This window comes from Enterobacter sp. FW301-JW81, from assembly GCF_058788735.1.
This window is the reverse complement of sequence record NZ_JBYTBA010000001.1, coordinates 1,179,582-1,197,770: the sequence shown is the minus strand read 5'-3', so window position 1 is coordinate 1,197,770 and position 18,189 is coordinate 1,179,582. Positions and strand designations below refer to the sequence as shown.

Below are 18,189 nucleotides of genomic sequence, written 5' to 3'. Positions count from 1 at the left end.
TGACAAATCTTAGAACTGGTAGGTCAGGCCTACAGCTACGATGTTGTCGGTAGCAACGCCAGTTGCTTTGGTGAAGCTGTTGTCGTCAACCAGGTTGATTTTGTAATCAACATAGGTAGACATGTTTTTGTTGAAGTAGTAGCTCGCGCCAACGTCAACGTATTCAACCAGATCCTGGTCGCCGTATGAACCCAGGTCTTTACCTTTGGATTTCAGGTAAGCGATGGATGGACGCAGGCCGAAGTCGAACTGGTACTGAGCAACAACTTCAAAGTTCTGAGCTTTGTTCGCGATATAACCGTCACCGAAGTTGGTCATGTTGCGGGTTTCAGAGTAGGTAGTTGCCAGGTAGATGTTGTTCGCATCGTATTTCAGGCCAGCAGCCCATACTTCTGCGTTCTCACCGCCAGCGTTAACGGTGTTAGCGACGCGACCTGCAGCAACCTGACGGTCAGTACGGTCAGATTTCGCGTAGGTTGCACCAACGCCGAAGCCGTCCATTTCATAGGTAGAAGACAGACCCCAGCCGTCACCGTTCGCTTCGGTGATGTCATTACGGTCGTTTTTACCCTGGTACTGAGCGGCAACGTTCAGACCGTCAACCAGACCGAAGAAGTCGGTGTTACGGTAGGTTGCAACGCCAGTCGTACGGCCAGTCATAAAGCCATCAGTCTGGGTCCAGGTATCGCCACCGAACTCTGGCAGAACGTCAGTCCACGCGCCGATGTCGTAAGCAACACCGTAGTTACGACCGTAGTCGAATGAACCGAATTCGTTGAATTTCAGACCCGCGAATGCCAGACGGGTTTTGTTGCCGTCAGCGCCCTGGGATTCAGAACGGTTGCCTTTGAACTCATATTCCCACTGGCCGTAACCGGTCAGTTGATCGTTGATCTGAGTTTCGCCTTTGAAGCCCAGACGAACATAAGTTTTGTCGCCGTCGTTATCAGTATCATCAGAGAAATAGTGCAGACCTGTTACTTTACCGTACAGATCCAGCTTGTTACCGTCTTTGTTATAAACTTCAGCCGCGTTTACAACGCCTGCTGCCAACATGGAAGTCACTGCCACTGCAACTAATTTAAGTTTCATCTTAAATATTCCTTATAATTTTCTTAGGTATTTCCTGAGCCACTTTGAACAATTTCTAAACGAGGCTAATCGTCAATGGCATGCTATTTTTAAAAATCTTGTAGTCCTATTTCAATAATAAGTTTCAAATTATTAGTAATAATTTCAGTTAGTGTGATCGAGATCGGGTAAATGACGGTGAAATGGCGTGAATTGATGAATATTCATTCAATTTTTTGCGTGATTGATTGCCGGTAATATAGTTACGTGGTGGTTTTATAAAAAATGGTAATTATCGGTATTTTCGTTCTTTTGGTGGAGTTTGAGTGGCTATTTAAGCCGTAATGCCTTGTTTTAAACCTTTAATGTACGGAATTTCCGTTCTATTAAATGAAATAAACAGAAACACACTATTGCACTTTGTGCTATTAAGAGCGTGAGTATTCGCAAGTAACTAATCACGCAGTGGTGTCAATTTATGTCAATGGAAGTGAATGGAAATTTACGAAAGGACGCTAATAAAACAGAATCTAAACACGCGCTCTACTGGCCTGACGAATATTTTGGCGTGCGCTCACATATTAAATTTATGTTAATTTTTTGCTGTCGGGATAAATATTACCCGACAGCAAAACTGGCATTATTTTCTGGTGGCGTACCAGCAGAGCAACGACCCGACGCAGACCATCAGCGCGCCTTGCCAGAACGAGAAGGAGAGCGGGGAATTCAGCACTGCGGCAGCAAGCGCGGCTGAGAGAACCGGGGTGAAATAGGATACGGCAGCCAGAATCGTGACGTTACCGTGAAGGATGCCAATATTCCATGCGGCGTAACCAAACCCAAGGGCGATTCCGCACATCACGAGTTTTACCACCACCGGAAGCGTGAACACCATATCGGGCTGATCGCTAAAAGCATATTTCACCCACAGACTCAGCGCTGTCAGCAAAACAAACAGGGTGATACCGTTTTGCCCTTTCGCAAATTTACTGGTTACGGTGCAGTAGGCCGCCCAAATAAATGCCCCTGCGAATGCCAGCGCATAGCTCAGCGGACTGGACACGATATTGCGGGTGATTTCATCAAGATGTAACCCCTGTTCGCCCCCTAATACCCAGCAGACGCCCAGCAGCGAGATGGCTAATCCGGGGATCACCCACAGGGTAGATTTTTGACCATTGAACAAAATGGCAAACACAATCGTCAGGCTTGGCCAGAGGTAATTCACCATACCGACTTCAATGGCCTGAGCGCGCGTTGCGGCATAGCCCAGCGACAGCGCCAGGCATATTTCGTAGCTGACAAATAAAACGCTGCCAGCAATAAGATACCGGGGCGAAAACCGCCTGATATCAGGAAATCCTACTGTTACCAGACACAGTAATCCGCTGAGGGTGTATATCATCGCCGCGCCGCCTACCGGACCCAGCCCTTCGCTCACGCTGCGAATAAGGCCGACCATGGTGCTCCATAACAGTATTGCCGCCAGCCCAATAAGCGTTGCTCTCTTTCTGTCCATGACGTTGCCATTGCAATAAAAATCAGAGGGAAAATGTAGCGCATTCATCCTGACGCTGTCGCGAATTATTCTCTTAAGCCGTTAATCAAAAAGGGGTATTTAACCGTACCGGAGGTGACTATTAAGGGGGGGAAGGGAGATGACCTTGATTTGACGCAAAAAAAACAGGGGCATTGCTGTTAGTTTGCGCCACGAAGTCTTATCAGATAACGAGGACAACAATGGACGTCAGCCGCAGACAATTTTTCAAAATCTGCGCGGGCGGTATGGCCGGAACAACAGCCGCTATGCTGGGATTTGCGCCCAAAATGGCACTGGCTCAGGCACGCAACTTTAAGCTGCTGCGCGCGAAAGAGATCCGTAACACCTGCACATACTGCTCCGTGGGTTGTGGGCTTTTAATGTATAGCCTGGGCGATGGCGCGAAGAACGCCAGAGAAGCGATTTACCACATTGAAGGGGACCCGGATCATCCGGTGAGCCGCGGCGCACTTTGCCCGAAAGGGGCGGGCCTGCTGGACTACGTGCACAGCGAAAACCGCCTGCGCTACCCGGAATACCGCGCGCCGGGCTCCGACAAATGGCAGCGTATCTCCTGGGATGAAGCCTTCTCCCGTATTGCAAAATTAATGAAGGCCGACCGCGACGCCAACTTTATTGAAAAGAACGCGCAGGGCGTGACGGTCAACCGCTGGCTCTCCACCGGGATGCTATGTGCCTCAGCGGCAAGTAATGAAACCGGCATGCTGACGCAAAAATTTGTGCGCTCTCTCGGCATGCTGGCGGTAGATAACCAGGCGCGCGTCTGACACGGACCAACGGTAGCAAGTCTTGCTCCAACATTTGGTCGCGGTGCGATGACCAACCACTGGGTTGATATCAAAAACGCGAACGTCGTGGTGGTGATGGGCGGTAACGCCGCTGAAGCCCATCCGGTGGGGTTCCGCTGGGCGATGGAAGCGAAAAACAACAACGATGCGACGCTTATCGTCGTCGATCCGCGCTTTACGCGTACGGCATCGGTGGCGGATATCTATGCGCCTATTCGCTCCGGCACGGACATTACGTTCCTGTCAGGCGTTCTGCTGTACCTGATTGAAAACAACAAAATTAACGCGGAATACGTTAAGCACTACACCAACGCGAACCTGCTGGTGCGGGATGATTTTGCCTTCGAGGACGGGCTGTTTAGCGGCTATGACGCCGAAAAGCGCCAGTACGATAAGTCCTCATGGAACTATCAGTTTGATGAGAACGGCCACGCGATGCGCGATGAAACGCTGACGCATCCGCGCTGCGTGTGGAACCTGCTGAAACAGCACGTGTCACGCTATACGCCGGACGTGGTGGAGAACATCTGCGGCACGCCGAAAGCGGACTTCCTGAAAGTGTGTGAAGTGCTGGCCTCTACCAGTGCCGCTGACAGGACCACGACGTTCCTGTACGCGCTGGGCTGGACGCAGCATACCGTCGGCGCACAGAACATCCGTACCATGGCGATGATCCAGCTGCTGCTCGGCAATATGGGCATGGCAGGCGGCGGCGTGAATGCCCTGCGCGGTCACTCCAATATTCAGGGCCTGACCGACCTCGGCCTGCTGTCCACCAGCCTGCCGGGCTACCTGACGCTGCCTTCGGAAAAGCAGGCGGATCTGCAAACGTACCTGGCGGCGAACACGCCAAAAGCGACGCTGCCGGACCAGGTGAACTACTGGAGCAACTATCCGAAGTTCTACGTCAGCCTGATGAAATCCTTCTACGGCGACGCGGCGCAGAAAGAGAACGACTGGGGCTATGAGTGGTTACCGAAGTGGGACCAGGCCTACGACGTTATCAAATATTTCAACATGATGGATAAGGGTAACGTCACGGGGTACATCTGCCAGGGCTTTAACCCGGTGGCCTCGTTCCCGGATAAAAACAAAGTGGTTCGCAGCCTGAGCAAGCTGAAGTACATGGTCGTTATCGACCCGCTGGTGACCGAGACCTCCACCTTCTGGCAAAACCACGGGGAATCGAACGATGTCGATCCGGCGTCGATTCAGACCGAAGTGTTCCGCCTGCCGTCCACCTGCTTCGCGGAAGAGGACGGCTCCATTGCCAACTCTGGCCGCTGGCTGCAGTGGCACTGGAAAGGTCAGGACGCACCGGGTGAAGCGCGCAACGACGGCGAGATCCTGGCCGGGATTTACCATCGCCTGCGCGAGATGTACCGCACCGAAGGCGGCAAAGGCGCTGAGCCGCTGCTGAAGATGAGCTGGAGCTATAAGCAGCCGGATCATCCTGAGTCGGAAGAGGTAGCGAAGGAAAATAACGGCGTGGCGCTGGCCGATCTCTACGATGCGAACGGCAATCTGGTGGCGAAGAAAGGCCAGCTGCTGAACAGTTTTGCGTTGCTGCGCGATGACGGGACTACGGCCTCTTCCTGCTGGATTTATACCGGCAGCTGGACGGAGCAGGGTAACCAGATGGCCAACCGCGATAACGCTGACCCGTCCGGGCTCGGCAATACGCTGGGCTGGGCATGGGCGTGGCCGCTGAACCGTCGCGTGCTGTACAACCGCGCGTCTGCGGACGTCAACGGCAGGCCGTGGGATCCGAAGCGCATGCTGATCCAGTGGAACGGGGCGAAGTGGACGGGGAACGATATCCCGGACTACAACACCGCCGCGCCGGGTAGCAACACCGGGCCGTTCATCATGCAGCCGGAAGGGCTGGGACGCCTGTTTGCCCTCGACAAGCTGGCGGAAGGGCCGTTCCCGGAACACTACGAGCCGATGGAAACGCCGCTGGGGACCAACCCGCTGCACCCGAACGTTATCTCCAGCCCGGTGGTGCGTATCTACGAAGACGACGTGCTGCGCTTAGGCAAAAAGGACAAATTCCCGTACGTGGGAACGACCTACCGCCTGACCGAGCATTTCCACACCTGGACCAAGCACGCGCGGCTTAACGCCATCGCGCAGCCGGAACAGTTTGTGGAAATCAGCGAAACGCTGGCGAAAGCGAAAGGGATTGCCAACGGCGATCGCGTGAAGGTGAGCAGCAAGCGCGGGTTTATTCGCGCGGTGGCGGTGGTCACTCGCCGTCTGCAAACCCTGAACGTGCACGGTCAGCAGGTGGAAACCGTCGGTATCCCGCTGCACTGGGGCTTTGAGGGGGTGGCGCAGAAAGGCTACATCGCCAACACCCTGACGCCAAACGTTGGCGACGCCAACTCGCAAACGCCTGAGTACAAGGCGTTTCTGGTCAACATCGAGAAAGCGTAAGGAGCGATTAGATGGCGATGGAAACACAAGACATTATTAAGCGCTCCGCGACCAACCCGATTACCCCCGCGCCTCGCGCGCGGGATTACAAGGCAGAAGTCGCCAAGCTTATTGATGTCTCCTCCTGCGTGGGCTGCAAGGCCTGCCAGGTGGCCTGCTCGGAGTGGAACGATATCCGCGACGAGGTGGGGCACTGCGTTGGGGTTTACGACAATCCGGCGGATCTTAGCGCCAAATCCTGGACGGTGATGCGCTTTAGCGAAACCGAGCAGAACGGCAGGCTGGAGTGGCTCATCCGCAAGGACGGCTGCATGCACTGTGAAGATCCGGGCTGCCTGAAGGCGTGCCCGTCTGCCGGGGCGATTATTCAGTACGCCAACGGGATCGTCGACTTCCAGCAGGACAACTGCATCGGCTGCGGGTACTGCATCGCGGGCTGTCCGTTTAATATCCCGCGCCTCAATAAAGAGGATAACCGGGTATATAAATGCACTCTGTGCGTCGATCGCGTCAGCGTCGGCCAGGAGCCTGCCTGCGTGAAGACCTGTCCAACCGGCGCCATTCACTTTGGCACCAAAAAAGAGATGCTGGACGTGGCGCAGGCGCGGGTGGATAAGCTCAAAGCGCGCGGCTATGAGAATGCGGGCATCTATAACCCGCAGGGCGTGGGCGGCACGCACGTCATGTATGTGTTGCACCACAACGACCAGCCAGAGCTGTACCACAACCTGCCGAAAGATCCGGCGATCGATACCTCGATCAACCTGTGGAAAGGGGCGCTGAAACCGCTCTCTGCGGCGGGCTTTATCGCCACCTTCGCTGGGTTGATTTATCACTATATCGGTATTGGGCCAAACAAAGAGGTGGATGACGATGAGGAGGAGCATCATGAGTAAGTCGAAGATGATAGTGCGCACAAAGTTCGTTGACCGCGCCTGTCACTGGACGGTCGTGATCTGCTTCTTCCTGGTGGCGGTGTCGGGAATTTCGTTCTTCTTCCCGACGCTGCAGTGGCTAACCGAAACCTTCGGCACGCCGCAGATGGGGCGCATTCTACACCCGTTCTTCGGCGTGCTGATTTTCGTGGTGCTGATGTTTATGTTCGTGCGCTTTGTTCATCACAATATCCCGGACAAGCAGGATATCCCGTGGGTGAAAGGGATCGTTGAAGTCCTGAAGGGCAACGAGCATAAAGTCGCGAAGGTAGGCAAATACAACGCCGGGCAGAAGATGATGTTCTGGACCATCATGAGCATGATTTTTGTGCTGCTGGTGACCGGCGTGATTATCTGGCGACCTTATTTTGCGCACTATTTCCCGATCCCGGTGGTGCGCTACGCGCTGTTGATCCACGCGACCTCGGCCATCATCCTGATTCATGCCATCCTGATCCATATGTATATGGCGTTCTGGGTGAAAGGCTCGATTAAAGGAATGATTGAAGGGAAGGTGAGCCGTCGCTGGGCGCAGAAACATCACCCGCGCTGGTATCGTGATGTGGAACGGCTGGAAGCGAAAAGGGAAAGTACGGAAGGAATGAAGTAAACCCTGCGCCGTCGGCTTTGCCCGGCGGCGCTGCGCTTGCGCGGGCCTACGTTATGTATTGGTTACCAAGGCATCTATTGCTGCAATCACAGTACTTCTCGCGCTGCGAAGATTGCATACATAATTTTTATTATTCAGTTTCTTTTTCTCCACGTGTGTTATGCCCGCGGTATTAAGGAAATATCGCTCAAAATCAATATTCACCAGTGGCATCGCGGCGTGGATATGTCCACGTAAATAGCTATGGTAACTTAATGGAAGAATCAGTCTTGTTGATAGGTCATCATAATAGTCATGTTGAATTATCATAAAATAAGGCTGGTAGTCGCGTGTTCTCTCTGAAGGATTACGGTAAACGTCAAACTGAAAGCACATTAAATCCCTCCAAAGAAAGGATCGTCGGATAATAATCCCGCTTTAGCCGTAAATTCATTCATGGCTTTTATGAACTCCTTATCTTGCTGATGCTGCCGTCTCCGCGCCTCTGGTGTCTGGGCTGCACGCGAGACTTCGTCCGCTACACGTTCTCTTTTGCCATAGTCTTTGCTTCGGTTTAGTTTCATTTTTATCTCCTTTGTTGGTGCGGTCATTATCAACCGCAGCCAACAAAAAACAATACCGTTTCCCCTGGTAATCTACATTCTGCGAGCCACCTTCCAGTAATATTAAAACCTCTCTGAAATATACCGGAACGGGTATTTCGTTGGTTTCACCTTGCCTATTTTACGCTTCGGTAAATCGACCTTTTCAACGTGCAGTTCTTTATATGGAATCTGCGAAAGCAGGTGCGAAATAATATTCAGGCGCACGCGCTTTTTATCTTCTGAACGCGCCACAAACCACGGTGCCCAGGCGGTATCGGTGGCTTCAAACATGGCGTCGCGTGCACGGGTGTACTCGTCCCACAGGTTAAAGGATTTAATATCCATTGGCGAAAGCTTCCAGATTTTACGACCATCGTTAATACGGTCGCGCAGGCGGCGCTCCTGCTCTTTAGGCGTCACTTCCAGCCAGTACTTCAGCAGGATAATGCCGGCATCGACCATCGCTTTTTCCATGACCGGCGTGCCGTCCAAAAATTTCTCAACCTGTTCCTCAGTGCAGAACCCCATTACCCGCTCCACGCCCGCGCGGTTGTACCAGCTGCGATCGAAAATCACAATCTCGCCCGCCGAAGGCAGATGCGGTACATAGCGCTGAAAGTAGAGCTGGCTTTTTTCTTTATCCGTCGGGGCAGGGAGCGCAACAACGCGAAATACGCGTGGGCTGACGCGCTCGGTGATCGCTTTAATGGTACCGCCTTTGCCGGCACCGTCGCGTCCTTCAAAAACAATACACACTTTGAGTCCTTTAGCGACGACCCACTGCTGGAGCTTAACCAGTTCCACGTGCAGACGGCGGAGCTCTTGTTCGTACTCTTTGGTCTTTAGCACGGGTTTAACCAGGCTATCTGCGCTTGCTTTGGTCACGGTCGCTGCTTTGGTTTTATTCTGCTTTGCGTTTCCCATGATAATCCTCATCTCCGGATCGGGTGATGTGCTTAGAAGGAACTAACACTTTGAAGTGTAATGCTGGCCTGCAACCTTCGCGGGAATTTTTGACATGTGTGTCAGATAAGCGTGTTTCTCTTCTGCAGGTAACGGGTTAGAATGGTGAAAGATACTGTATGAATAAACAGGTGGTTGTGATGGCATTGATTTTTGAGGGCGAAAAAATCGGTCGTACTCGTTTTACCGGCGAGAAAATAGAGAATGCAATCTTTCGTAACTGCGACTTTTCCGGCACGGATTTAACCAGCACGGAGTTTATTGGCTGTCAGTTCTATGACCGGGAAAGCCAGCAGGGCGGTAAGTTTACTCGGGCGCAGCTTAAAGATGCTATTTTCAAAAGCTGCGATTTATCGATGGCGGATTTCACGCATTCGAATGCATTAGGCATCGAAATCCGTGAATGCAGGGCGCAAGGGGCTGATTTTCGCGGGGCCAGTTTTATGAATATGATCACTACGCGTACCTGGTTTTGCAGTGCTTACATAACAAAAAGCAACCTGAGCTATGCCAATTTTTCGAAGGTAGTTCTGGAAAAATGCGAGCTGTGGGAAAACCGCTGGAACGGCGCGCAAATCCTCGGTGCCACCTTCAGCGGCTCGGATCTGTCGGGGGGCGAGTTCTCCTCTTTTGACTGGCGAGCAGCCAATTTTACCCACTGCGATCTGACCAACTCAGAACTGGGTGAACTGGACGTGCGCGGTATTGATTTGCAGGGTGTCAAACTGGACAGCTATCAGATTGCCCAGCTGATGGAGCGGCTTGGCATCGTGGTTTTGGGCTATCGGTATTCACAACCTTACCTGAATTAATGGATTAACCTGTCAGCCAGCTGATTTGAACTGGCTCACCATACAAGATTATTCAATAATGCCCGTCGCGAGTGATTAACCAGTGGTTGAAGTATGAAAAAGACAATTTTTTCGTTGGCGCTGAGCACCTTTGGCCTGGGAATGGCTGAATTTGGCATTATGGGAGTGTTAACCGAGCTGGCACATGACACCGGCATTTCAATTCCCTCTGCCGGGAATATGATCTCGTTTTATGCCTTCGGGGTGGTGATTGGCGCGCCGATTATGGCGCTGTTTTCAGGCAAGCTCTCGTTAAAAACCACGCTGCTGTTTCTGGTGGCGATGTCCGCCGTCGGAAACGCCCTGTTTACCTTTTCAACGTCCTATCTCTTGCTGGCGGCGGGGCGCTTAATTTCAGGATTCCCACACGGCGCAATTTTCGGCGTCGGGGCGATTATCCTCTCGAAAATTGCGCCACCGGGGAAGGTGACGGTCGCGGTGGCCGGGATGATCGCCGGCATGACGGTGGCAAACCTGGTGGGCGTTCCACTGGGTACCTGGCTTGGGCACCAGTTCAGCTGGCGCTATACCTTTTTCCTGATTGCCGTGTTCAATGCGCTGGTGATCCTTTCAGTGCTGCTCTGGGTGCCGGACATCCATGACAAATCAGAAATTAAATTGACCGAGCAGTTCCATTTTCTGAAGAAACCAGAACCCTGGCTGATTTTTGCCGCCACGATGTTTGGCAACGCCGGCGTGTTCGCCTGGTTCAGCTTCGTTAAGCCGTTTATGGTCAACGTTTCCGGCTTCACCGAAGGCGTGATGACCATCATCATGATGCTGATGGGCCTTGGCATGGTGTTGGGCAATCTGTTGAGCGGTAAGCTCTCGGGCCGCTTTAGCCCGCTGCGCATTGCGGCCACCACCGACATGGTGATTGTCGCCTCGCTGCTGCTGCTTTTCGCCTTTGGCGAGCTGAAAACGGCCTCGCTGGTGATGGGCTTTATCTGCTGCGCCGGGCTGTTCGCGCTCTCTGCGCCGCTGCAAATCCTGCTTCTGCAAAATGCGAAGGGCGGTGAGATGCTGGGGGCCGCGGGCGGGCAGATGGCGTTTAATCTCGGTAGCGCGATTGGCGCGTACTTTGGCGGGATGATGATTACCCTCGGCTTTAGCTGGAGCTACGTCACGTTGCCTGCGGCGATACTCTCTTTCTCGGCCATGAGCGCGCTGCTGATCTACGGTTATCTGCGGGTCAGGCAGGCTCAGGCTAACGCTCGCGCGCTAGCCTGATCGGGTCAGGCAAGCCAGGGCTCGCCCAGGGTCAGCATCAGGCGGTTGGCCCAGGCGAAGAAGGCCGCTGACTGCACCAGGTCAAGCTGCGCTAAGGTATCCAGCCCCTCTTTTTCCAGTGCGGCGAGGTGCAGCGGCGTGGCGGCAGGCGGCGTAACCGACAGCGCTGCCGCAAAGTTAATTTCCGCCTGCCAGCGCGCGGACTGTCCCTCGCTCAGGGATTGCCCCGGACGCACCGCCAGAAGCGCCTCTACCGCGCCGTCATCCTTTGACAGCTGGCTGGCTTTACGCGCATGGACAGATGCGCAGTAGATGCAGCCGTTGATTTTACTGGCGACCGTTGCGGCCAGCTCGCGCTCGGCGCGCGGCAGTCCCCCCGGAGTATAAAAAATCCCTTTATCGGTCAGCGTGCGCTGTTCAAGCACCGGCAGATTGCGCCCCAGCAGGCGGAAATAGTCGGAATCGGTATGACCAAATTTCGCCAGTATGGCAACCTCATCGTCGCGGAAATCCGCCAGCGGTTTAGCGGCCAGCCACGGCTCCCAGCCCAGCTCCTGCTGGGTGAACGCGACGGGGGCTGCCTTCCCGGTGGCCGTGGTTGCGGTCGTGTGCCAGAGGCCCGCGGCCACCGGCGCATCGCTTGCGGCGACGGGCCTGTCGTTCAGCAGCCGCAGTCCGGCAATCAGTCGGCTCTGGAAGCTCACAAACGCGATGAGCTGCGCCAGGGTAACGATACCTTCTTTGCTCCATCCCGCCTGGGTCAATGCCTTTAACGCGGTCGGCGTGGCTTCAACGGGCGAGAACGTCAGCAGGCGCGCGAAGTTCAGCGCCGGGGTCAGGCGGTCTGAGGTGGGGTCGGCCAGGCCAAACCCCGCGTAGTGCGCGGCCAGCGCCTCCGCGCTGTGCCATCTGGCCACTTTTGCGGCCACGGCGAAACGCTCGTCGAGTGCAAAATCATCATCCTGCTGGCTGAAGAGGATTTCGTAGCTGCCCTGCGCGTGACGCGTGGCGGCATCCCGCGCGGCGCGCGCCTCTGCCAGAGGGGAACCGGGTTTAATTTCCGCCAGCTCGGCGAGAATGTCCTGACTTAATGACATAGGTGTCTCCTCAAAGTATGTGGGGGGCGATATGTTCGGCAATCAGCTCAATGGAGCGCAGCGTGTCGCGGTGCGTGGGTTCGACCGAGTGGACCTGGAACGAGATATCCGTGGCGCGCCTGAGAATGGAATCGGCGTGCAGTGAACGCAGTACCGTCTCGGGTGAACCGATATGGGCGTCAAACTGGCGGCGATAATCGGTGACGGTGTCACCTTTAACCGCGTGTCCGGCAGCGCGATGCTGCTGTGCCTGCTTCGTCAGGCCCGGCGTTGCCACCTTCAGCGCATAGTCATCGCTGTCGGCGACGAACGCGGTACGGGAGGCGAGAATGCGCGGCGCGATGCCCGCCGGCAGCGCCTCAAGGTAGGCATCCACAATCGGGTTCTGGATTTCATCGAGCGTCAGATCCGGCCGGTCCGCGGGGCGCGGCTGCGTGCGCGAGAGCATTAAGCCGTGTCCGGCCTGTGCGGCACGCACTGCGCCGTCTACGGAGAAGGTGGCAATCCAGATGCGGTCCGCCAGCTGCGGTGCCGGTGGGTATAAATGGTTATCCGGATGGGCGAGCGAATCGCCGCGCCAGGCGCTCTGGAGCACGTGCAGGTTCTCGGCAAACGCGCTCGCGCGCGCCTCAAACGTCAGGCCGAACGGCAGGAATGAGGTGGGCGTGCCGCCTGACCCCAGCCCGACTTCAAGACGTCCTTCGGCGAGTAAATCAAGCACCGCGGCATCTTCCGCCACGCGCAGCGGGTTTTCCATCGGCAGGGTAATGATGGCCGTGCCCAGGCGGATGGTTTCGGTATGCGCGGCCGCGTGCGCCAGAAACAGCAGCGGAGACGGCAGCCCGCCTTCGCTTTCGTGGAAATGGTGCTGCGCAATCCAGGCGCTGTCGAAACCGTGGCGTTCAGCGTGGCGGATCTGTTCTGTTGCCAGACGGTAGCGCTCCTTCGGCGCGGCGTCGTCAAGCAGGCGGGTGAAAAACCCCAGGCGTTTTCGCGTCATGCGAACTCCTCCGTAGCGGGTGAAAAATGGGGAATGGCGTCAATCAGCTCGCGGGTATAGGCGTTCTGCGGCGATGCGAATAAGGTCCCGACGTCGCCGTGCTCGACCACCTGACCGCTGCGCAGCACCGTGACGCTGTGGGCGATCCGGCGAACCGTGGAGAGATCGTGCGTAATAAAGAGATAGGTTAACCCCAGCTGCTGCTGCAGTTGCTGAAGCAGAGCCAGGATCTGCGCCTGGACGGTGACGTCCAGCGCGGAGGTGGCTTCGTCCAGCACCAGAATGGTCGGCTCCAGGATCAGCGCCCGGGCGATGGCAACGCGCTGGCGCTGTCCGCCAGAAAGCTCCCGGGCGGTGCGGCTCAGGAGCTCGACGGGCAGGGCAACCCGCTGCGCGACCGTCTCAACCCGGGCCTTACGCTCCGCTTTGCGCAGGCGGGAAAAGTTCTTCAGCGGCTCTTCGATAATGTCAAACAGCGTCTGACGCGGGTCGAGAGAGGCAAACGGGTTCTGGTAAACAAACTGGATCTTCTGGCGAAGCTGACGACGGGCCTCGCGGCTGAGCGTGGTGGCATCGATATCGTCAATAATGACCTGCCCGCTGTCGGCCTGTTCAAAGCCCAGCAAAATACGGGCGAGGGTGGTTTTCCCGGAGCCGGATTCACCGACCAGCGCATGCGTGCTGCCGCGCCTGACGTCAAACGTTACCCGATCCAGCGCCTGAAGCTGATGGCCTTTGCCCAGCGAGAACCGTTTGCTGATGTCGCGGGCGCGAATGGCCGGTGACGCGAGCGGCAGACCGGCCACCGGGGCGATGGTCAGGCGCTGGCCCTGGAGATCGCTCAGCAGCTGGCGAGTGTAGGCGTGCTGCGGCGTGCGGACGATATCGGCGGTATTTCCCTGTTCCTGAATTTCGCCATCGCGAAAAACCAGCAGCCGGTCCGCGCGCTCGGCGGCCAGCGCCAGATCGTGGGTAACAAACAGGACGGCGGTTCCCGATTCTCGCCGCAGGATATCCAGCAGGTCGAGAATGCGTTTTTGCACCGTCACGTCCAGCGCGCTGGTCGGCTCATCGGCAATGATGACGTCCGGGCGCAGCGCCATCGCGATGGCAATCAGCACGCGCTGCTTCATGCCGCCGGAGAGCTGATGCGGGTACTGCTTCATGCGCTGCTCGGGGTGGCTCAGGCCGACCTTTGTCAGCAGGGCGAGCACCTGCTCGTCGCGCTGGTGAGCCGTGACCTTTTGGTGCAGCTGAATAATTTCGCCGACCTGCGCGCCGATGGTTTTTACCGGGTTGAGTGAATTACCCGGATCCTGCGGAACCAGGCTAACTCGCGCGCCGCGAAGGGTATCGAGACGCTTAGCGGACCACTGGCTTATCTCCTCGCCGTTGAGAATGATTTTCCCCGCATCGCGCCGGGCGTTATCGGCCAGCAGACCGATGATCGCCTGCGCCGTGGTCGTTTTTCCGGAGCCGGACTCGCCGACAAACGCCAGCATTTCTCCTCGCCCGAGCGTGAAGCTGACGTTATGCACCACCTCTCGCCACTGGCGCGCGGTGCGGTAGCTGATGGTGAGGTTTTCTACCGAGAGTACGGTCATTTCAGGCCTCCGCTGAACTGTTGGCTGATACGGTTGGTTGCCAGCACCACGGCGATAACGGCCAGTCCGGGGAAGGTGGTTAACCACCAGGCGGTAGAGAGATAGTTACGGCCTTCGGCAATCAATAAGCCCCATTCCGGCACGGGCGGCGGGGTGCCGTAGCCGAGAAAGCTCAGCGTGGAGAGCGCCAGGATGGCCTGACCAAACTGCAGCGTGGCAAAGGCGAGCACGGCGGTTAAGGCGTTGGGCAGGATGTGTCGCCACAGCACCGCAAAGAACGTCCCGCCGCTGCCATACGCCGCTTCGACATAATCCGTATGGCGGATGCGCACCACTTCACCGCGCGCGAGGCGGGCGAAGCTGGCAATCGAGGCTACGCCCACGGCAATCGCGGCGTTAACGGTGCCAAAGCCGAGCAGAATAATCACCGTCAGCGAGAGTAGCAGAGACGGGATGGACAGCAGCACGTCGACGAAACGCATCAGCAGAGACTCGACGCGTCCGGCGAACGCCCCGGCAACCACTCCTAAACCGGTACCCACCAGCAGACCCATCGTGACGGCGGCCAGCGCCGCGCTCAGGGAGTGGGAGGCGCCATAAACGATACGCGCGTAAACATCGCGGCCAAGCTGATCGGTGCCGAGCCAGTGGCCGGCCTGCGGCGCCAGGCGCTGTGCGCCCGCGATGCCCTCAATCGGGCTGTAGTGGGTTAACAGGCCGGGCGCCACGGCGGCAAAGAGAGCGATAATAATTACCGCCCATGCCAGCCACAGTCCGGGCTGCCATTCGACACCCTGCCAGGTGGGGACGCGTTTTCGCGCGGCGGCTGCGTAATCGACAAGGCTCATGATGCACCTCCGGAAAGGGGTTGCAGACGGGGATCCAGCAGCGGCATCAGCAGATCCACCAGCAGATTGATCAGGACAAAACCGAGGGCGGAAATCATCACCACCGCCTGAAGCACGGCGATATCCTGGTTATTCACCGCCTGCTGGGTCAGTTGCCCGAGCCCGCTGCGGCCAAAAACGGTTTCCGTGATCAGCGCTCCGGCAATCAGCTCACCCAGCAGCAGCCCGGCAATATTCAGCACCGGCAGCAGGGCGTTGCCCGTCACGTGACGCCACAGAACGGCGGTTTCACTCAGCCCTTTGGCCCGGGCAACGGCAACAAACGGCTGCGTCGCCACCTGGTCCAGGCTGCGCATCAGGATTTGCGCCAGCGGGGCGGAGATCGGGATGGCGACGGTCACGATCGGCAGGATCAGCCCCTGCAGTGGCGTCGGATTAATCACCGGGATCAGCCGCAGCTGAAAAGAGAAGAGCTGGATCAGGGCAATGCCCAGCCAGAACGTCGGTAACGAGATAAACAGGACCGGCAGAGACTGGAGAGTATTGCTCAGCCAGCGCAGGCCCGGCAGTCGCGACGCAAAGGCCAGCGCAAACGCCAGCAGGACCGCAAGTAAAAAGGCGGGCAGGGCGAGGCTCAGGGTATCCGGCAGGTTGCTGGCAATCAGCTCGCTGACCGGCACGCCTGCCTGTAACGAATAGCCGAAATCCCCGCGCAGCATCGCCAGCAGCGTGTGACCGTACTGCTGCCACAGCGGGCTGTCCGCGCCGTAGGCCACGCGCATCTCTTCGATTTGCGCCGGGCTTAAGCCCAGGTCCGGGTTCTGAAATTTAATCAGCACCGCGTCGCCCGGCAGCACCTGGAGCAACACGAACGAGAGGGTAAAGGCGGCCCACAGCACCAGCAGCCCGTGCCCAAAACGTTGAAGAAGTGCGTGGCGCATCGTCGGCTCCTTAGTGTTTCTCAATCCACGCGCCGTAGAACGACGGGCGGCCTACCGCTTCAAAGCTCACGCCTTTCAGCCACGGGGCGCCGGCGAAGACCTGCGGCTCCTCGAAAATCGGAATGACGTAGGCGTTATCCAGCAGGTAACGCTGGGCATCGCCGCTCAACTGCAGGCGTTTTTGTGGATCGACCTCGGCGGAGATATCGACCAGCAGTGCGTTCAGCTTGTCGTCGCGGAAGTTTTTGACCTTGTCGCTGGAGCCGCCTTTCTGCAGCAGCGCGTCGCGGTTAGCGGGGTAGAACATGCTTTTCACCACGTCAGGATCGGCGCGGCCCACTTCGGAGACGGTTAGCGGCGTTTTCAGCGGGTCAAGGTTATCCAGCGTGCGGCTGCCAGCGTCGCCGGCTTTGACGCTCAGGGCAACGCCCACCTGACGCCACTGCTGGGCAACCAGCTGCAGCACCTCTTTGTTTTGCGGCTGCGGCAACGATTCATACACCGTCAGCGCCAGCCGCTGCCCGTCTTTGGCGCGGATCCCGTCGCTGCCCGCTTTCCAGCCCGCCTCGTCCAGCAGCTGGTTAGCTTTTGCCGGGTCGAAGGTCAGTTTGTCGCTGAGGTCGACAAAGCCTGCGGCGGAATCGGCAATCACCGACTTCGCCTGCGGATAGTTGGCCGAGAAGAGGGTCTCGACCACCTGTTTGGCATTGGTGGCGTGCAGCAGCGCCTGACGAACGCGAATATCGGCGACCAGCGGGTTGTCCGGACGGAAGCTGATGCTGTCATTCACGCCGCGCGTCGGGGCGGCGTAGATCTTATAGCCCTGGTCCGTCGCCTGCTTTTCGTCATACGCCTGCACCTGACGGATAAAATCCGCCTGACCGGCCAGCAGGGCGCCGACGCGCACGCTGTCCTCCTGGGTTACGATAAACTTGATGCCGTCCAGATTGGCAGGACCCTGCTGCGCCAGATTTTTAGGTCCCCACCGGTAGTCTTTGCGGGCTTCGAGCGTCACTTCGCGGCCGAGCTTCTCGTCCTTCACCACAAACGGGCCGGAGCCAATGATATGGCGGGCGTCTCCCAGCTCTTCAAAGTTGCGTTTCAGCGTGCTGAGCGAGACCAGGCCCGATCCAATCGTGGCGGTGCCCTGCAGGAATCCCGGCGACGGTTTTTTGAAGTAGAACTTCACGGTCAGCGGGTCGACCACTTCGCTGCGATCGTAGTTATTGATCACTTCGGACACCGGCAGGCGCTGCGCCTTGTTGCCCAAACCGTAGGTATCAAAGTTTTTCGCTACGGCGCTGGCGTCCAGCGGCGTGCCGTCGGAGAAGGTGATCCCCGGGCGAATTTTAAAGGTGTATTCGGTTTTATCGGCGTTGGTGGTCCAGCTTTCTGCCACCCACGGTTCGACCTGCAGCGTCTTTGGGTTCTGCCAGGTCAGCTTGTCGGTGATTTGGTTCAGGATGCCGCCGTTCGGGTAGAAGCCGCCGGCGGGCGGGTAGAGGTTTGTGTGCGCCTGCTGCTCCAGATAAATCAGCGTGCCGCCTTTGACCGGCGCATCAGCGGACCAGGCTGCGGTTGTCGTCAGAATGAGCGCCGTCAGCAGCGGCAGACGAAATGGGGTTTGCATGGTGAATTCCTTTGTTATCTTCTTGTTAGCGTCGGAT

General features: G+C 57.0%; 16 protein-coding genes. 5 read left to right on the top strand and 11 right to left on the bottom strand.

The genetic code is table 11. From position 1 onward, the window contains the following. Window positions 1-9 precede the first annotated feature (9 nt). Window positions 10-1,092 (bottom strand): porin OmpC, encoded by a 1,083-nt coding sequence (gene ompC / locus AC3WOK_RS05700; protein WP_047348410.1) that lies wholly within the window; start codon window positions 1,090-1,092, stop codon window positions 10-12. Between the two features lie 619 nt (window positions 1,093-1,711). Further along, on the bottom strand, window positions 1,712-2,590 hold the full coding sequence (gene yddG / locus AC3WOK_RS05695; protein WP_059309987.1) for an aromatic amino acid DMT transporter YddG: 879 nt from the start codon (window positions 2,588-2,590) through the stop codon (window positions 1,712-1,714). Window positions 2,591-2,811: 221 nt separating this feature from the next. On the opposite strand from yddG, the gene fdnG reads away from it, so the two are divergent. From fdnG to fdnI, 3 genes are read left to right on the top strand one after another with little or no spacing between them, the layout of a single operon-like run. Beyond that, the gene (gene fdnG, locus AC3WOK_RS05690) at window positions 2,812-5,859 is read left to right on the top strand and encodes a formate dehydrogenase-N subunit alpha (RefSeq protein WP_492354134.1); all 3,048 of its coding nucleotides are present in this window, start codon (window positions 2,812-2,814) and stop codon (window positions 5,857-5,859) included. Between the two features lie 11 nt (window positions 5,860-5,870). Next, window positions 5,871-6,755, top strand: coding sequence for a formate dehydrogenase subunit beta (gene fdxH, locus AC3WOK_RS05685; RefSeq protein WP_047348414.1), 885 nt, complete (start codon window positions 5,871-5,873; stop codon window positions 6,753-6,755). After that, complete coding sequence (gene fdnI, locus AC3WOK_RS05680) at window positions 6,748-7,404, top strand: formate dehydrogenase-N subunit gamma (protein ID WP_492354133.1); 657 nt, start codon at window positions 6,748-6,750, stop codon at window positions 7,402-7,404. The genes fdxH and fdnI overlap by 8 nt, the downstream gene beginning before the upstream one ends. A 51-nt stretch (window positions 7,405-7,455) precedes the next feature. Here the strand turns inward: fdnI and AC3WOK_RS05675 are convergent, their stop codons facing one another. From AC3WOK_RS05675 to ppk2, 3 genes are all read right to left on the bottom strand, one after another. Next, window positions 7,456-7,779, bottom strand: coding sequence for a CcdB family protein (locus AC3WOK_RS05675; protein WP_492354132.1), 324 nt, complete (start codon window positions 7,777-7,779; stop codon window positions 7,456-7,458). Further along, on the bottom strand, window positions 7,779-7,967 hold the full coding sequence (locus AC3WOK_RS05670; protein ID WP_492354131.1) for a type II toxin-antitoxin system CcdA family antitoxin: 189 nt from the start codon (window positions 7,965-7,967) through the stop codon (window positions 7,779-7,781). Before AC3WOK_RS05670 ends, AC3WOK_RS05675 begins: the two co-directional genes overlap by 1 nt. A 102-nt stretch (window positions 7,968-8,069) precedes the next feature. Then, complete coding sequence (ppk2, locus tag AC3WOK_RS05665) at window positions 8,070-8,912, bottom strand: polyphosphate kinase 2 (protein WP_492354130.1); 843 nt, start codon at window positions 8,910-8,912, stop codon at window positions 8,070-8,072. Between the two features lie 179 nt (window positions 8,913-9,091). On the opposite strand from ppk2, the gene AC3WOK_RS05660 reads away from it, so the two are divergent. Beyond that, window positions 9,092-9,763 carry a QnrE family quinolone resistance pentapeptide repeat protein gene (locus tag AC3WOK_RS05660; protein WP_492354240.1) on the top strand — a complete coding sequence of 224 codons (672 nt, stop codon included), beginning with the start codon at window positions 9,092-9,094 and terminating at the stop codon, window positions 9,761-9,763. Between the two features lie 93 nt (window positions 9,764-9,856). Next, window positions 9,857-11,032, top strand: coding sequence for an MFS transporter AraJ (gene araJ, locus AC3WOK_RS05655; RefSeq protein WP_492354129.1), 1,176 nt, complete (start codon window positions 9,857-9,859; stop codon window positions 11,030-11,032). Window positions 11,033-11,037: 5 nt separating this feature from the next. Here the strand turns inward: araJ and AC3WOK_RS05650 are convergent, their stop codons facing one another. From AC3WOK_RS05650 to AC3WOK_RS05625, 6 genes are read right to left on the bottom strand one after another with little or no spacing between them, the layout of a single operon-like run. Beyond that, a complete protein-coding gene (locus AC3WOK_RS05650) occupies window positions 11,038-12,129 on the bottom strand; it encodes an alkylhydroperoxidase domain protein (RefSeq protein ID WP_492354128.1) in 1,092 nt (363 codons plus the stop codon). Window positions 12,130-12,139: 10 nt separating this feature from the next. Continuing rightward, window positions 12,140-13,129, bottom strand: a complete 990-nt coding sequence (locus AC3WOK_RS05645; RefSeq protein WP_059309995.1) for a putative FMN-dependent luciferase-like monooxygenase — start codon at window positions 13,127-13,129, stop codon at window positions 12,140-12,142. After that, the gene (locus AC3WOK_RS05640; protein ID WP_492354127.1) at window positions 13,126-14,733 is read right to left on the bottom strand and encodes a dipeptide ABC transporter ATP-binding protein; all 1,608 of its coding nucleotides are present in this window, start codon (window positions 14,731-14,733) and stop codon (window positions 13,126-13,128) included. Before AC3WOK_RS05640 ends, AC3WOK_RS05645 begins: the two co-directional genes overlap by 4 nt. Continuing rightward, complete coding sequence (locus AC3WOK_RS05635) at window positions 14,730-15,581, bottom strand: ABC transporter permease (RefSeq protein WP_047348423.1); 852 nt, start codon at window positions 15,579-15,581, stop codon at window positions 14,730-14,732. The genes AC3WOK_RS05640 and AC3WOK_RS05635 overlap by 4 nt, the downstream gene beginning before the upstream one ends. Further along, window positions 15,578-16,522: an ABC transporter permease gene (locus AC3WOK_RS05630; RefSeq protein ID WP_059309997.1), complete on the bottom strand. Its 945-nt coding sequence runs from the start codon at window positions 16,520-16,522 to the stop codon at window positions 15,578-15,580. The genes AC3WOK_RS05635 and AC3WOK_RS05630 overlap by 4 nt, the downstream gene beginning before the upstream one ends. Window positions 16,523-16,532: 10 nt before the next feature. Continuing rightward, window positions 16,533-18,152, bottom strand: a complete 1,620-nt coding sequence (locus AC3WOK_RS05625) for a TIGR04028 family ABC transporter substrate-binding protein (protein WP_047348425.1) — start codon at window positions 18,150-18,152, stop codon at window positions 16,533-16,535. Window positions 18,153-18,189 lie beyond the last annotated feature (37 nt).

Excerpts from the sequence above, each read along its gene's own strand:
- ompC (WP_047348410.1), bottom strand. The coding sequence starts at position 1,092 with ATGAAACTTAAATTAGTTGCAGTGGCAGTGACTTCCATGTTGGCAGCA.
- yddG (WP_059309987.1), bottom strand. The coding sequence starts at position 2,590 with ATGGACAGAAAGAGAGCAACGCTTATTGGGCTGGCGGCAATACTGTTA.
- fdxH (WP_047348414.1), top strand. The coding sequence starts at position 5,871 with ATGGCGATGGAAACACAAGACATTATTAAGCGCTCCGCGACCAACCCG.
- fdnI (WP_492354133.1), top strand. The coding sequence starts at position 6,748 with ATGAGTAAGTCGAAGATGATAGTGCGCACAAAGTTCGTTGACCGCGCC.
- AC3WOK_RS05675 (WP_492354132.1), bottom strand. The coding sequence starts at position 7,779 with ATGTGCTTTCAGTTTGACGTTTACCGTAATCCTTCAGAGAGAACACGC.
- AC3WOK_RS05670 (WP_492354131.1), bottom strand. The coding sequence starts at position 7,967 with ATGAAACTAAACCGAAGCAAAGACTATGGCAAAAGAGAACGTGTAGCG.
- ppk2 (WP_492354130.1), bottom strand. The coding sequence starts at position 8,912 with ATGGGAAACGCAAAGCAGAATAAAACCAAAGCAGCGACCGTGACCAAA.
- AC3WOK_RS05660 (WP_492354240.1), top strand. The coding sequence starts at position 9,092 with ATGGCATTGATTTTTGAGGGCGAAAAAATCGGTCGTACTCGTTTTACC.
- araJ (WP_492354129.1), top strand. The coding sequence starts at position 9,857 with ATGAAAAAGACAATTTTTTCGTTGGCGCTGAGCACCTTTGGCCTGGGA.
- AC3WOK_RS05650 (WP_492354128.1), bottom strand. The coding sequence starts at position 12,129 with ATGTCATTAAGTCAGGACATTCTCGCCGAGCTGGCGGAAATTAAACCC.
- AC3WOK_RS05645 (WP_059309995.1), bottom strand. The coding sequence starts at position 13,129 with ATGACGCGAAAACGCCTGGGGTTTTTCACCCGCCTGCTTGACGACGCC.
- AC3WOK_RS05640 (WP_492354127.1), bottom strand. The coding sequence starts at position 14,733 with ATGACCGTACTCTCGGTAGAAAACCTCACCATCAGCTACCGCACCGCG.
- AC3WOK_RS05635 (WP_047348423.1), bottom strand. The coding sequence starts at position 15,581 with ATGAGCCTTGTCGATTACGCAGCCGCCGCGCGAAAACGCGTCCCCACC.
- AC3WOK_RS05630 (WP_059309997.1), bottom strand. The coding sequence starts at position 16,522 with ATGCGCCACGCACTTCTTCAACGTTTTGGGCACGGGCTGCTGGTGCTG.
- AC3WOK_RS05625 (WP_047348425.1), bottom strand. The coding sequence starts at position 18,152 with ATGCAAACCCCATTTCGTCTGCCGCTGCTGACGGCGCTCATTCTGACG.